Source organism: Enterococcus sp. JNUCC 77, from assembly GCF_054819945.1.
Genome location: NZ_JBTHIG010000001.1, coordinates 602,721 through 616,993, shown reverse-complemented (window position 1 = coordinate 616,993; position 14,273 = coordinate 602,721). Strand labels below are relative to the sequence as shown.

The 14,273-nt window shown below is 35.8% G+C and carries 12 protein-coding genes; 2 read left to right on the top strand and 10 right to left on the bottom strand.

The annotated features are described in order from the left end of the window. Positions 1-2: 2 nt before the first annotated feature. The 5 genes from dltB to ACVWNY_RS03125 all read right to left on the bottom strand — a co-directional run bounded on the left by dltB (position 3) and on the right by ACVWNY_RS03125 (position 5,792). Complete coding sequence (gene dltB / locus ACVWNY_RS03145; protein WP_218324386.1) at positions 3-1,211, bottom strand: D-alanyl-lipoteichoic acid biosynthesis protein DltB; 1,209 nt, start codon at positions 1,209-1,211, stop codon at positions 3-5. Continuing rightward, positions 1,208-2,722: a D-alanine--poly(phosphoribitol) ligase subunit DltA gene (dltA, locus tag ACVWNY_RS03140; protein WP_218324385.1), complete on the bottom strand. Its 1,515-nt coding sequence runs from the start codon at positions 2,720-2,722 to the stop codon at positions 1,208-1,210. Before dltA ends, dltB begins: the two co-directional genes overlap by 4 nt. Before the next feature lie 14 nt (positions 2,723-2,736). Then, positions 2,737-2,886, bottom strand: coding sequence for a teichoic acid D-Ala incorporation-associated protein DltX (locus tag ACVWNY_RS03135; protein ID WP_218324384.1), 150 nt, complete (start codon positions 2,884-2,886; stop codon positions 2,737-2,739). A gap of 148 nt (positions 2,887-3,034) precedes the next feature. Then, the gene (locus ACVWNY_RS03130) at positions 3,035-5,035 is read right to left on the bottom strand and encodes an FtsX-like permease family protein (protein ID WP_454071648.1); all 2,001 of its coding nucleotides are present in this window, start codon (positions 5,033-5,035) and stop codon (positions 3,035-3,037) included. Beyond that, positions 5,025-5,792: an ABC transporter ATP-binding protein gene (locus tag ACVWNY_RS03125; RefSeq protein WP_218324382.1), complete on the bottom strand. Its 768-nt coding sequence runs from the start codon at positions 5,790-5,792 to the stop codon at positions 5,025-5,027. Before ACVWNY_RS03125 ends, ACVWNY_RS03130 begins: the two co-directional genes overlap by 11 nt. 272 nt (positions 5,793-6,064) lie before the next feature. On the opposite strand from ACVWNY_RS03125, the gene nrdD reads away from it, so the two are divergent. Then, the gene (nrdD, locus tag ACVWNY_RS03120) at positions 6,065-8,254 is read left to right on the top strand and encodes an anaerobic ribonucleoside-triphosphate reductase (RefSeq protein ID WP_425514593.1); all 2,190 of its coding nucleotides are present in this window, start codon (positions 6,065-6,067) and stop codon (positions 8,252-8,254) included. A 60-nt stretch (positions 8,255-8,314) separates the two neighbouring features. Then, complete coding sequence (nrdG, locus tag ACVWNY_RS03115; RefSeq protein ID WP_218324380.1) at positions 8,315-8,917, top strand: anaerobic ribonucleoside-triphosphate reductase activating protein; 603 nt, start codon at positions 8,315-8,317, stop codon at positions 8,915-8,917. Here nrdG and dinB read toward each other — a convergent pair. From dinB to copZ, 5 genes are all read right to left on the bottom strand, one after another. After that, positions 8,914-10,041 (bottom strand): DNA polymerase IV, encoded by a 1,128-nt coding sequence (dinB, locus tag ACVWNY_RS03110; protein ID WP_218324379.1) that lies wholly within the window; start codon positions 10,039-10,041, stop codon positions 8,914-8,916. The two genes, nrdG and dinB, sit on opposite strands and share 4 nt — an antisense overlap. Positions 10,042-10,127: 86 nt before the next feature. Next, positions 10,128-10,655, bottom strand: coding sequence for a type II toxin-antitoxin system Phd/YefM family antitoxin (locus ACVWNY_RS03105; RefSeq protein ID WP_218324378.1), 528 nt, complete (start codon positions 10,653-10,655; stop codon positions 10,128-10,130). Positions 10,656-10,703: 48 nt separating this feature from the next. Then, positions 10,704-11,765: a DeoR family transcriptional regulator gene (locus ACVWNY_RS03100; RefSeq protein WP_218324377.1), complete on the bottom strand. Its 1,062-nt coding sequence runs from the start codon at positions 11,763-11,765 to the stop codon at positions 10,704-10,706. A 108-nt stretch (positions 11,766-11,873) separates the two neighbouring features. Then, positions 11,874-14,048 (bottom strand): heavy metal translocating P-type ATPase, encoded by a 2,175-nt coding sequence (locus ACVWNY_RS03095; protein ID WP_454071647.1) that lies wholly within the window; start codon positions 14,046-14,048, stop codon positions 11,874-11,876. Beyond that, entirely contained in the window at positions 14,049-14,258 is a 210-nt protein-coding gene (gene copZ / locus ACVWNY_RS03090; protein ID WP_454071646.1) for a copper chaperone CopZ, read from the bottom strand. Between the last annotated feature and the right edge of the window lie 15 nt (positions 14,259-14,273).

The following is a 14,273-nucleotide window of genomic DNA, read 5'->3' as shown; positions in this document are numbered from 1 at the left end:
TTTTAAAAATGGTGGAAAAATAATTTATCTAAAAAGCCTGAGAAAATCAAAAAGCTAAAAATCACTGCATGAAAAGTTAATACTACTGCAAAAGCATGGGTAAACTTGTTTGATGGCAGCTTTTTCTTGTGCTTTTTCTTAAATCGCAACCATGCATCTGTCACACAGATTAAAGTCGCATGGTAAAAACCATACAAAATGTAATACCAAGTTAAGCCGTGCCAGATACCCATAATTAAAAACAAAGCAAAGTAACCGACATTTGAAGCGACGATTCGACTTTTGAAAACTTTCTTCTTAATCAAGGTGAACATCAAGCGCATATAAATATAATCACGAAACCAAAAAGACAAAGTCATGTGCCAACGATTCCAAAATTCTTTAATATTCCAAGATAGGAAAGGTTTATTAAAGTTAATTGGTGTATCATACCCCATAAGCTTACTGGTCCCAATTGCAAAATAACTATAACCTGCAAAATCAAAGAACAAATACATACTATAAACGTACATATAAGCAACTAAATACCAAGAGACACCGCCTTCAGCTAAAGCTCTAAAAGAAACTACTGGCAGCAATACCTGTCCAAAAAAATATCCAATTAAAAACTTATAAAGAAAACCCATAAAAATATCATGAATCCCTCGTTGTAAAAAAGGCAGGTAATCTTCTCGGGTAGGTGGATTCTTTAAATCTTTTTCAAAACGACGATAACGATCAATTGGTCCTGACGAAATAGTAGGAAAGAACAACAGAAATTTGATATACGTCAAAGGACTATATTCTTTGATCACACCATCTCGCATTTCCATAATGATTTGAACCGACTTAAAGGTCAGATATGAAATCCCTAAAAATCCAAAAATCGAATTATTGCCTGCTTCAAATAACGGCGTCACTTTCACAAAAATCAGAGGCACAATACTTAATAAAACTGCCCCGTAAAAAACCCATTGATGATTGGCTTTTTGACGATAGCGAAAATATAGTTCCACCAAAATACTTTGAAAAATCACATAAAAAATTAAAGCCAAACCTTGACGATAATCTTTTCCGCCAAATGAAACAAATAAGAAAAACAAGGTTATCAGTGATTGGTATATATTTAAACGTCGCCCATTTAATAAGGCAATCATTATTGGTAATAAGGCCACCAGTAACATCACAAAGTAAATCGGTGAAGCATAAGGCACCATATGTGGAATAATCATGGGCGATTCACCTCGTTGATTAAGCCTTTACGGTCAATTTTTCCGTTGGTTGTTCGGGGGATTTGATCTACATAAATGAATTTCTGGGGAATCATGTAGTCCATCACTCCTTGGCTTAATTCAGCTTTGATAGCTTTGGTCAATTGATAATCTTTAGCAAAATCATTTGAATTTGCTACGACAAAGGCAACTAACTGTTGCACTTTGTGATCTTGATATTTTGGTACCACAGTTGCCTGTTTCACATAAGAAACTTTTTCTAAATGATGATCAATATCTTCCAGTTCAATTCGAAAACCATGTAATTTGACTTGAAAATCAATTCGGCCTTCATATTCCAGCAAGCCATCGACAGTTAATTTCCCGCTGTCTCCTGTTTTATAAGCGGGCACCCCATCAATCGTTAGAAAAGCCGCAGCTGTTTTCTCGGGATTATTTAAATATCCTTTGGAAACACTAGGACCTTTAATCACGATTTCACCAATTTGATCGGCTAGTTGTAACTCGTCTTCATCAATAATTAATAACTCCGTATCTTCTTTCACATAACCGATGGGTACACGGTCATATTTTGTCAAAATTTCTGGTGTAATCAACACTTGCGAAATAGCTACGGTAGCCTCAGTAGGTCCGTAAGTATTAAAAATTTTCGCATTAGGGAACCGACGTAACAGTTCTTCTGCCGTTTTCCGTGTCAGTTCTTCGCCACAAAATTGAAAAATTTCAAGGGACGGTACATGTTCTCCATCAAAGTCTTTTTCCATTAAACAAATATCCATGAAAGACGGCGTCGACACCCAAATATTCAAATCTAGACTAGGTAGAAATGAAAATAATTTAGGAAAATCATTGATAATTGTTTTATCCATCGGTACCAAAGTACCACCACTAGTTAAAGCGGGATAAATACTCATTACTGACAAATCAAATGAGTATGGTGCCTGTGACAAAAATCGTTTTCCCGAAGCAATACCAAAATCTTGTAGATCCCAATTTAGGAAACTGCTTAAATTATCATGACTAATCTGCACTCCTTTGGGCACACCAGTTGTACCGGAAGTGAAAATGATATAGTAATTTTCGTCACGAGTTACCGGTGTCGCTACAAAATTTTCTACTTTTGCTTGAAAGATTTGTTGCAAGTCTAAAGGAGTCACGATAGTTAACTCTGTCTCTAATGCACTAGGCCAATCATCAACTGCGATAATCAATTGCGGTTGTGCCACATTCAAAATTAATTCAACTCGTTCTTGTGGTGTATTGGCTTCAATAGGAATATAGGCTACTCCTGTTTTTGAAACGGCTAAAAAGGCTGCTAACATTTCAAATTCTAATTCACCGTAGACGACCACTGGTGCTTTTGTTTTCAAATGATGCTGTAAAAAACTTGCCAAACTGTCCGAAGATTGTCGTAGGGTTTGATAAGTAAAACTTTCTGTCTCTGATTGATAAACTAAATTATCGGGAAATTCTTCCGCTAGGGCATCAATCGTTGCCACAATATTCTTCATAATAAACCCCTCCCCTAAAATTCGTTATAGATAAAATTCCCACCTTGAATACTCTTGTAATGATATAAATAAATCAAAACTAGGAAGATGGCAAAATAGAAAAGCGTGCGACCAATAAAGCTCAGCCAATATTTCGTCTTGGGTTTATTTAGCCAGACTTTCATTTTATCTACCTCCTTATTGATACTTATTATAATCTCTTCAAAGAACAGCTCCATTGATTGTCCTTACACAATAAGCTGGTCAACGAACGTTTTTGTCACATCAAAAAAACGATCCGAAATAACTTCGAATCGCTTCAAAATATTTTTATTAAATAAACCGTTTTTGATATTGGCAAATCCCCCAGTAAAATATGAAGTAAATAATTAACAAAACACCACAGAAAAGATAAACAAACCAATAGCTAGCATTAGCCACCAATTGTTGAAAAACTAGGATAGCAAAGCAACTATGCAGTAAACCAATCGCCGCAGTTGGGAAAAATACCACAAAATTTTCACGATAAATTTGTTTAACTAAATAATTGTTAGGAATACCCATCTGTTTTAATAGCTTAATCCGATCGCGTTTTTGCGGTAAGTCAGATAATTGCCGCATACTTGCCGTACTAGCCATCGTCACAATAAAAGTCACCACCACAAAAGTCATCATAAATAGCAATAATCCCACTTGATTTCTAGTTGAACGATAGATTTCTGATTTTGAGACGTAATTAATCCGGTAAGCCGCATTTTCTTGATTTTCTTCCGTTCTGGATACTTCACCGCTTAATTTATTATTATGCCATTCTAAATTTTCTTTAATTGGATCAATCCATTTTGAAGTCAGTTTTTGATCAATGATTTTTTGTAAAACCATCATCTCATTATTAGCTACATTAACTGCAGCTAATTTGTACGAAACACCAGAAATAGCTTGGTAAGTTTCATCTGAAACAACAATAATCTCTTGCCCTAAGCGTAAACTCGTATCACCTAAGTAATTAGTCTCCACTCCTTTTATCTGCAATACCCGATCGGCTAAATGAATCTTACTACTATATTTTATATAATCCTTTAAAATTGATTGAACTGGTGTAAACATAATTGCTTGATTGCCAGACAAATCAACTCTTGCTAACTGTGGATTTATTTTTCTAAAACGAAGATAATTTGATTGACTGATTAAATCAAAAAGTTGTGGCTTTTCATCGGTTCCTTCACCAACAATCCGCAATGTTTGCTGACCACCCACTAGTTTAAGGCTTAAAGTAGTCGCCTGATAGCCACTTAACTGGCTGACTTCACTTTTTATTGTTTGATAATTTTCTTGATCAATCATTAAAGACACTGGTGCAAATTCCCGAATATTATTCATTGATAAAGAAACTACCGCCGTCGTCGCGCCTAAAAATGCCAATGCTAAACCCAATAAAATCGTCATTGTTCCAGCTAAACGCCAATTTTTATAGTAATAGGCGAGGTTCTCACTGCGAGTCAATATTTTTAAATCACGATAAACACTGTCTACTTTTCGTTTTTGGTAATAGGGTAAAGTACAAGCAAAAAATAAATAGGTTCCAATAATACAAATAACAAAAATAATCAGCATGATTACTAAAATCGATTCCACTAAATAAAATTTCCCAACCGCTATTTGAACAATTTTTAAAAAGAAGATGGCGCTCCCCCAACCAACAGCCAAGAAAACAATCCCTAAAATTGCAGTGATTTTCTGAAATCTTTTTTTTCGATTTAATTGAGGAAAAGAAATTTTCTGATTTTCCCAAGAAAATTTGAAACTAGAAACTAACCACAACGTTTGAATTGCTACTAGCAGTAATAAGAAAATTAAAACTGTAGCTGTTGAGGTGATGGCTTCAAACGAAACAAAAAAATCAACTGCAATATTTAATCCCATTGCAAAAACTAAGATCATACTTAATAACTTTGAAAAAAGCATTCCTAAAGCAATCCCAATAATAAAGGAAATCCCCCCTAAGAGTAGCAATTCAAAGGCAAACCATAGATAGATTTGATAAAATTTCAAGCCAAACAAATGAAAGATTGAAATGTCTTTACGGCGATTTTCGATAAAAAAACGATTGGTCGTCAGCATGAAATAAACTAAGATAAAGACAATTGCCACAATGCCCAAAGTTAAAACTGAAACTACCTGAGCATTGTTCCCAGCTGTTTGGATAATCGGCTGCTCTTTGGTAATCGTCACAAAAGAATAATAAAGCATCACGGCAAAAATCATACTAACTAAAAACAATAAATAGTTGCTTAACTGTCGAACAAAACCACGCCACATTAATTTAATCAGCATTGGCGCGCCCTCCTCCTCCAATCGTTGCTTGCATATCAATCACTTTTTCAAAAAATTCTTTACGAGAAGATCGTCGGACAATTTCAGAGAAAAAACGACCATCTTTAATAAACAAAACCCGATTACAATAACTAGCGGTGTAAGGATCATGAGTCACCATTAGTATAGTTGTGTTTTCCTGTAAGTTGATTTCGGCTAGGTAATTTAAAAACTCAGTAGCCATCTTAGAATCTAGCGCACCAGTAGGTTCATCCGCTAACAAGATTGGTTGTCGCGCCACTAAAGCTCGAGCCGCAGCAGTCCGCTGTCTTTGCCCCATCGAAACTTCTTCAGGATAATGATCTAAAATGTCATAAATTCCTAATATTTTCGCCAGTTCCTCGACTCTATTCATCATTTCAGCCGTAGATAGTTTTGAAACTGTCAAAGGCAAAACAATATTATCTCTTAGTGTCAGACTATCAATCAAATGAAATTCTTGAAATATAAAACCTAGATTCTCCCGCCGAAAATCGGTTAATTTGTTTTCTCGCATACGAGTGATATCCTGCTGATTGATTCTCACTTGACCCATCGTTGGAGTGGCGATAGTGGCCAGTATATTCATTAAAGTAGTTTTACCGGCACCACTAGGACCCATGATGCCAACAAACTCACCTTTTTCAATTGAAAAATTCAAATCATCTAAAATAGTCATTTTATTTTTTCGATTACCAAAAGTTTTAGTAAGATGTTGCACTTCAATTAATTTTTCCATTGATTTATCCTTTAAATTTTTTCTTTATCGTATCACAGAATGGCATTGGTGGAATCTTTTTCGAATTTTAAAATAAAGATAGCAATAATTAATTAATCTTTCAAAAAAGCCTATGACTATCAGTTTTCATTGATTTTACAAGGAAATACAAACACAATATATAGTGTTTTATTTGGTACAATTAAAATATACACCACTATATCTAGTTGAATCTTTCTGAAGATTATTATAAGATATATTATGAATTATTTAGAAACGGAGTGGTTGGTATGATGGAAATTCGCAACAATGATACTTTTGTCGCAACTTTTCAATCTTCTTTGGGAGAGATGAAAGTCATCAAACGCGATGGTCGCCAAACAATATTTGATGACCAAAAAATTTATGACGCATTAATTAAAGCACAGGCAAAAATTCAAGGGAGTCTTGATCCTTTATCTCATGTAAAAATTCAATCAATTGTTGAAAAAGTAGATGCAGAAATCGCCCAACGTTTTAATCGGGATATCAAAATTTATGAAATTCAAAATATAGTGGAGCACGTCTTGTTGGAAAACAATCAGTATGACTTGGCGCAAGAATATATTAATTACCGCACCAATCGTGATTTCCAACGAAGTCAAGCCACTGATATTAACTTTACAATTAGCAAACTAATCAATAAAGATCAAACTGTCGTTAATGAAAATGCCAATAAAGACAGCGATGTTTTTAATACCCAACGAGATTTAACAGCTGGGATTGTCGGCAAATCAATCGGCTTAAAAATGTTGCCACCGCATGTTGCTAATGCCCATCAAAAAGGCGATATTCATTACCATGACTTAGACTATCATCCGTATACACCGATGACTAACTGCTGCTTGATTGACTTTAAAGGGATGTTAAATGACGGCTTTAAGATTGGGAATGCCGAAGTAGAAAGTCCAAAATCAATCCAGACAGCGACAGCACAAATTTCGCAAATTATCGCTAACGTAGCTTCTAGTCAATACGGCGGTTGTTCTGCTGATCGCACCGATGAATTACTAGCACCGTTTGCTGAATTAAATTATCAAAAACATTTAAAAGATGCGGAAGAATGGATTGAAACACCTAGTCGTCGTGAAGAATATGCCAAAGCAAAAACTAAAAAAGACATTTACGATGCGATGCAAAGTCTAGAATATGAAATCAATACTTTATTTACTTCTAATGGTCAAACACCTTTCACTTCGTTAGGTTTTGGTCTAGGAACTTCTTGGTTTGAAAAAGAAATTCAAAAAGCCATTTTGCAAATTCGAATTGAAGGCTTAGGTAGTGAAAAGCGCACAGCTATTTTCCCTAAACTAATCTTTACTTTAAGAGACGGTGTCAATTTAAAACCGACAGATCCAAATTATGAAGTTAAAGAATTAGCATTAGAATGTGCCACTAAACGGATGTATCCAGATATTTTAAATTACGATAAGATCGTTGAATTAACAGGCAGTTTTAAAGTACCAATGGGTTGTCGTTCTTTCCTACAAGGCTGGAAAGATGAAAGTGGCGAAGAAATTAATGTTGGGCGTATGAATTTAGGTGTTGTAACCTTGAACTTACCGCGAATTGCCATGGAAGCTGGCGGCGATCAAGATAAATTCTGGTCTTTATTAGAAGAACGCTTAGCTACAGTCAAAGATGCGATGGTTTTCCGTGTAGATCGGTGTAAAGAAGCAAGTCCAGCTAACGCGCCAATTCTTTACCAATACGGTGCTTTTGGTAAACGATTGAATCGCAATGAATCAGTTGATGAATTATTTAAAAATAAACGCGCAACTATTTCATTAGGGTATATCGGCTTATACGAAGCAGCTTCGGCTTTCTTTGGCGGTGAATGGGAAAATAATTCAGAAGCCAAAAAATTCACTTTGGATATCTTAAAAAATCTGAAATTGCATGCAGATGCTTGGGGTAACGAATATGGCTATCATTTTAGTGTTTATTCAACACCAAGTGAAAGTTTAACTGATCGTTTCTGTCGTTTAGATACCGAACGCTTTGGCGTTGTTGAAAATATTACCGATAAAGAATATTACACTAATAGCTTCCATTATGATGTACGGAAAAATCCAACACCATTTGAAAAGCTAGATTTTGAAAAAGATTATCCAAAATATTGTTCTGGTGGCTTCATTCATTATTGCGAATATCCCGTACTACAACAAAATCCAAAAGCATTAGAAGCAGTTTGGGATTATGCGTACGATAAAATTGGTTATTTAGGTACCAACACACCGATTGATCATTGCTATGAATGTGGATTTGAAGGAGATTTTACGCCAACTAAACGAGGATTTGAATGTCCATCATGCGGCAATCACGATCCTAAAACAGTCGATGTCGTGAAAAGAACTTGCGGCTACTTAGGAAATCCGCAAGCACGTCCAATGGTTCACGGCCGTCATCAAGAAATTGCTTCACGTGTCAAACATATGAAATAAATAAAAGACTGTGGGAGAAGCCAAATTTTCCCGCAGTTTTTTCAAGATAAGAGGGAAAATATGCGAAATCCAAAACCAAAAGAATGGCTAGCATCAGATTTAAGCCAAAATTATATTGCTGATTACAAATCATTTAATTTTGTCGATGGTGAAGGTGTCAGAAACAGTTTGTACCTTTCTGGTTGTCCGTTTGCTTGTGAAGGTTGTTTTAATGTGGCCGCTCAAAACTTTCGTTACGGCAAACCTTATACAAAAGAATTAGAAGATCAAATTATTGCAGATACGAGTCATGATTATGTGCAAGGAATTACTTTATTAGGCGGCGAACCTTTTTTGAATACGCAGGTGGCTTTGTCTTTAGTTAACCGGATGAAAGAAGAATTTGGGGATGATAAAGATATCTGGTCTTGGAGCGGTTATACCTTTGAAGAATTATTGCTAGAGAGCGATGATAAATTAGAACTGCTAAACAAAATTGACGTTTTAGTTGATGGTCGTTTTATGGAAGATCAAAAGAATCTCATGCTCCAATTTCGTGGTAGTAGTAATCAACGGATTATTGACGTTAAAAAATCTTTAGCTGAAGGCAGAGTTGTTTTATGGGAAAAGCTGCATGATTCTAAAAAGGCTTTTGAACAAATCAAAAAGAGCGAGTTGATTTAATTCAACCGCTCTTTTTCTTGCCATAAAGGCAACACAATATTCTCATAGGCAATTGGATCGAGATTAGTGACTGTCACACCTAGTAAGCGAATCTGTTTTTCGATTCCACCGACCTCTTCCCAAATAATTCGTGCTTGAGAAAAAATCTCTTCTTTTTTTTGCAGGTATTCTGGTAATGTTATTCGCTTCGTGACAGTAGTAAAATCAGCATAGCGGATTTTAACAACTACCGTTTTGCCATGGCGTTGGACACGCTTTAAGGCCCCCTCAACTTTTTCAGAAAGTTGTCGCAACTGACTTAAGACTTCTTCTTCAGTAGATAAAGGTCGACCATATGTATGTTCTTTCCCAACTGATTTCCGCTCTCGCGTAATATTGACAGGTGAATCATGAATGCCACGAACTTTCCGATACAAGGAATAACCCATCTTACCAAATTGCTGAATCAAAAACATTTCACTTTTTTGATACAAGTCTTCCCCAGTAAAAATGCCTAACTCATTCATTTTAGGAACTGTTTTTTTTCCGACACCATGAAATTTTTCAATCGGTAATTTTTTTAGAAATACTTCGGCTTCTTCTGGTGAAATTACAGTCAATCCCCGTGGCTTTTGATAATCAGAAGCCAATTTGGCCAAAAATTTATTGTAGCTAACCCCTGCCGAACAAGTTAGTTGAACTTCCCGCCAAATATCTTTTTGGATGGATGTGGCAATTTTGATCGCTGAAGTTTGATCAATCTTATTGTTGGTGACATCTAAATAGGCTTCATCAATTGACATCGGTTCAATCACATCAGTGTAACGTAAAAAAACTTCCCGCACTTGTTTTGATACCCGTGAATATTTTTCATGATCACCTGGTTTAAAAATAGCTTCTGGGCAAAGTTCATAAGCTTTTTGAGCACTCATGGCTGAATGAATGCCATATTGTCTGGCTTTATAATTGGCAGTGGTAACAACTCCTTTGCCACCGGTATCAGAGGGGTGACGGGCAATAACCAACGGGTGCTTAGCCAATTCAGGATCATCACGTTCTTCAACCGACGCAAAAAAAGCGTCCATGTCGATATGTATAATTTTTCTTGATGTATCTTTTTTTAAAGGAAAATATAATTCCGCCACCTTTATTCACCTCACCTCCATTATAACCGAACATTTGTTTGCTGGCAAAAAGCCAATTCTGAATCTACTATCTTCAGAATTGGCTTTTATCTTTCAATCAAATTTACTTGTCCAATGGTAATCATATCGCTGCTACGGTGACTCTCATATGCTTCACCAAAAATTTCGGCATAAATAACTTTATTATTTTCTCTTCGTCGTAATTGGTAAATAATCTTCCCGGTTTCGGACAGTTCTCTTAATAACTCCGTAACGCCACCAAATCCAGTTTTTTTCGTAATGAAACCAGCTTGGACCATCCACTCATCTAAATATTTAACAGATAAGTTGGCACCTTTAACTAGAACTTTTCGTAAAGCGATAGCTAACTCTTCTAATTCTTCTGGCACTTGGTTTTCTTTTTCAACAGGTTTATATTGTTTATCTCTGAATTCAGACAACTCTTCTAAAAGCTCTTCATATTGTTCTTGGGTTAACATGATCCCAGCTACTTTTTCCCGGTTAAAGACATAGACTCCGGTACCAGCTTTACGGGCTTGGCCAAAGACATCCATCGGTGATTTTTTTACGTCAGTGATTGAAGATGTCGGCACATCAAGTTTTTTCAATTCCATCTCGGTCCCCCCTAGTCTTTTTCATTATAGCATATTACTAAGCAGAACTTAGGTTGCCAAAAACTTAGCCTCAATTTCTTTCATCACTTCTTCTTGCCAAAAATGATTATGAAAGTCATCATTACTAAAAGTTGAATAGCGCTCAACATAAAATGAGCACAAATAAGCATCACGGACTGTTTTTTCCAATGTATAAGCCAAGTCAGTCACCGGACAATTATCTAGTACAACAACTAGTTCTTTCATTTTTTTACTAATTCGCCAAAGTTTAGGGCTACTAGAAAAATCGGCCAGTTGATTGATAAAACCAATCGGAAATCCTTGAGAAAGATCCAATAATAACCGAAATAATTTTAATTGAAGACGTGCTTGTACCCGTGGATCATCTATCTTTAAATATTTAATCAGCATATAACTACATAATCGTGCATCACGATATAAGATGCTTTCAACTTCTTGATGCTGTAAATAAAAGCTCAAAAATAAATCATAATATCTTTTCTGCTCTTCAAAATAAAGTAAATATGCAACGGTTTCCGGCATTAGACTACGAGCTAAAAATTGATTAAAATGATCTGGACTAGCTACAAAATACTCCCATCCCAAAGCGAAATCTAAATGACCAGCATCTATAAATTGGTAAAAACGAAACATCTTTTCTTCAATTACATGCTTTTGATTTCCCACTTCAAAATCCAGTAAATACTGCCAACGCAATTGAAATAAAACAGCGTCATTACCAATTAGTCCTTCCTTAGTTAAAGAAAGATTGAGTTTCAACAATTTTTCATTTAAATGACGATAGGTACCTCTTTTATAAGGAATTGGGTGCTTCCACAAAAAATGACGAAAAACATTAAAGGCTTCACTTTCTTGCAACAAATCAAAATACAATTGATGATATACTTCAGCATTTTCCCAAACAATGACCCCTTTAGTAAAAAAATGTCCCTTTGTCTTTTCTAATTCCGCTAAATCTCGACGAACCGTTTTAGTACTGACACCAATTTCTTCTGCAAATTGTTTAACCCGCATTGGTTGTTGCTTCAAGCAATTCAGCAGCTTAATTTTGCGATTAATCTTAGCCTCAGTCAGTTGCTCCCAGATCATTTTGATCACCTTCTCTCAAGTAAAATATAGCATTTAATTTTTAAAAAAAATAAAATTTTTTGAACTTCTAGATAAAAATAAACGCCTGAAATATTCAGACGTTTATCATTATATTTTTTTTCGATTTAAACTTAGTGAATTCAACAAGACACTGACTGAACTAAAAGCCATTGCTGCGCCAGCAATAATCGGGTTTAAGAACCCAAATGCCGCAAATGGAATACCAATGACATTGTATAAAAATGCCCAGAAAAGATTTTGTTTGATTTTATTTAAAGTAACTTTTGATAATTTAATGCTTTTGCTAACAGACACCAAATCACTATTCATTAAAGTGATATCTGCCGTTTCCATAGCAATATCAGCACCTGATCCCATAGCGATCCCGATATCAGCTAAAGCCAACGCAGGTGCATCATTGATGCCGTCGCCTACCATACCAACGGTTTCACCTTTTTGTTGAAGCTCGCGAACCACATCAGCTTTATCTTCTGGTAAAACTTCTGCAATAATATCTTGTTCAGTTAGACCAACTTGCTCACCAATATAATGAGCAGTTTGTAAATTATCACCCGTTAACATTTTAACGGTCAAACCTTGATTTTGTAAATTTGAGATTGCTTGTTTAGAGCTATCCTTGATTTGATCTGTCACTGAAATTGAAGCCAATATATTTTTCTCATCTGACAAGAACATCACGGTCTTACCTTCAGCTTCCAATTGCGTCACTTCTGCCAAATTATCTATCATCAGTCCACGTTCTGTAACACTACGTTTAGAACCGACATAATAAATGTTACCATCTACTTTACCAGTCACACCACGACCAGTTAAACTTTCAAAATCAGTAACTGGTTTTAAGTTGGTCCGTTCTTTGCCATAATTTACAATTGCTTTAGCCAAAGGATGTTCAGAATAATTTTCAATACTAGTTAAAATAGTCAATGCTTCTTCATTTTCTGTGAAGAAATCAGCGACTACTGGTTTACCTGCAGTAATAGTACCGGTTTTATCTAGTACAACAGTTGTCAGATGCGCCGTTTTTTCTAACGCTCCGCCACCTTTAATTAAAATACCATTCTTCGCACCTAAACCAGTTCCCACCATAATTGCAGTTGGTGTAGCCAAGCCTAATGCACAAGGACAAGCGATCACTAAAACCGAAACACTGTGAACAATCGCGGTTTCCCAATTACCTAAAGCAAAACCTGTCACAACAAATGTAATTGCAGCAATCACTAAAACAGTTGGCACAAAAATCCCTGAGATCCGATCAGCAATTTGTTGAATCGGCGCTTTTTCACCTTGGGCGTCTTCCACCATCCGAATAATTCTTGATAAAACAGTCATACTGCCGACCTGTGTTGCTAGTAATTGAATACTGCCAGTCGTATTTAAGGTTCCGCCAAAAACTTGGTCATCGACACTTTTATCAACAGGTAAGCTTTCACCTGTTAACATACTTTCATCCAGTGTTGTTTGCCCACTTTTGATAACTCCATCTACTGGAATTTGTTCACCTGGCCGTACCAATAATAAATCACCTACCAAAACATTTTCGATTGGGATTTTTAATTCTTCTCCTTCTCGCATTACAGTGGCAGTTTTAGCTTGTAAGGCCATCAACTGTTTAATGGCATCGCTAGTTTTAGTTTTGGCTTTTTGTTCTAAATATTTCCCTAATAAAATTAAGGTAATAATCATGCCACTACTTTCAAAATACAAATCACTATTATGAGGATTGAAAAATCCATTATAGACACTTAAGGCATAAGCCGCTGTCGTTCCCATCGCAACCAATACATCCATATTAGGGGCTTTCGTTTTAATGGCGTGATAAGCACCTGAATAAAAACGACGACCAATCCAGAACTGAACTGGCGTAGCTAAGATTAACTGCACCACTGGACGATGCAGTAAATGTACCCAAGCAGCTTGAGAACCTAAAAGCATGGCAATCATCGCTGCCATTAAAGGTAAGGTCAAAATCCCACTAATGATTAAATCTCTTTTCATCTTTGCTAAGTAACGTTGTTTTTCTTCAACAATCTTTTGTTTATGAGCTTCATCAAATAAAATTGCTCCATAACCAATATTTTCCACCCGTTTGATTAAATCATCCGCCGTAAGTCCTTGCTCAAAAGATACTGTGGCTTTTTCAGTCGCTAAGTTAACATTAGCTTCCACCACTCCATCAGTCGCTTTTAATTCCTTTTCTACCCGAGCAGAACAATTGGCACAAGTCATCCCGGTAATGGCAAAAGTCTCCACCGTTTGGCTCATTTAGATCACCTCTGTTTGATAACCTGCATCCGTTACTTTTGTAGCGATTTCAGCTGCGGTAACTTGTGCTTCGTTGAATTTTACAACACCATTATTTTTTTTCAAATTTATTTTTACTTTATCAATTCCTGGTAATTCGTTAACTGCATTTTCTACATTTTTCACACAATGTTGACAAGTCATACCTTCAATATTAAATGTTTGTTTCATGATAATCTCTCCTTA

What these genes read in the sequence shown, in the direction of transcription:
- ACVWNY_RS03095 (WP_454071647.1), bottom strand. Translation starts at nt 14,048, where the DNA reads ATGAGCCAAACGGTGGAGACTTTTGCCATTACCGGGATGACTTGTGCC.
- ACVWNY_RS03105 (WP_218324378.1), bottom strand. Translation starts at nt 10,655, where the DNA reads ATGGAATTGAAAAAACTTGATGTGCCGACATCTTCAATCACTGACGTA.
- nrdD (WP_425514593.1), top strand. Translation starts at nt 6,065, where the DNA reads ATGGAAATTCGCAACAATGATACTTTTGTCGCAACTTTTCAATCTTCT.
- dltB (WP_218324386.1), bottom strand. Translation starts at nt 1,211, where the DNA reads ATGATTATTCCACATATGGTGCCTTATGCTTCACCGATTTACTTTGTG.
- ACVWNY_RS03100 (WP_218324377.1), bottom strand. Translation starts at nt 11,765, where the DNA reads ATGATCTGGGAGCAACTGACTGAGGCTAAGATTAATCGCAAAATTAAG.
- ACVWNY_RS03130 (WP_454071648.1), bottom strand. Translation starts at nt 5,035, where the DNA reads ATGCTGATTAAATTAATGTGGCGTGGTTTTGTTCGACAGTTAAGCAAC.
- dltA (WP_218324385.1), bottom strand. Translation starts at nt 2,722, where the DNA reads ATGAAGAATATTGTGGCAACGATTGATGCCCTAGCGGAAGAATTTCCC.
- ACVWNY_RS03125 (WP_218324382.1), bottom strand. Translation starts at nt 5,792, where the DNA reads ATGGAAAAATTAATTGAAGTGCAACATCTTACTAAAACTTTTGGTAAT.
- ACVWNY_RS03135 (WP_218324384.1), bottom strand. Translation starts at nt 2,886, where the DNA reads ATGAAAGTCTGGCTAAATAAACCCAAGACGAAATATTGGCTGAGCTTT.
- nrdG (WP_218324380.1), top strand. Translation starts at nt 8,315, where the DNA reads ATGCGAAATCCAAAACCAAAAGAATGGCTAGCATCAGATTTAAGCCAA.
- copZ (WP_454071646.1), bottom strand. Translation starts at nt 14,258, where the DNA reads ATGAAACAAACATTTAATATTGAAGGTATGACTTGTCAACATTGTGTG.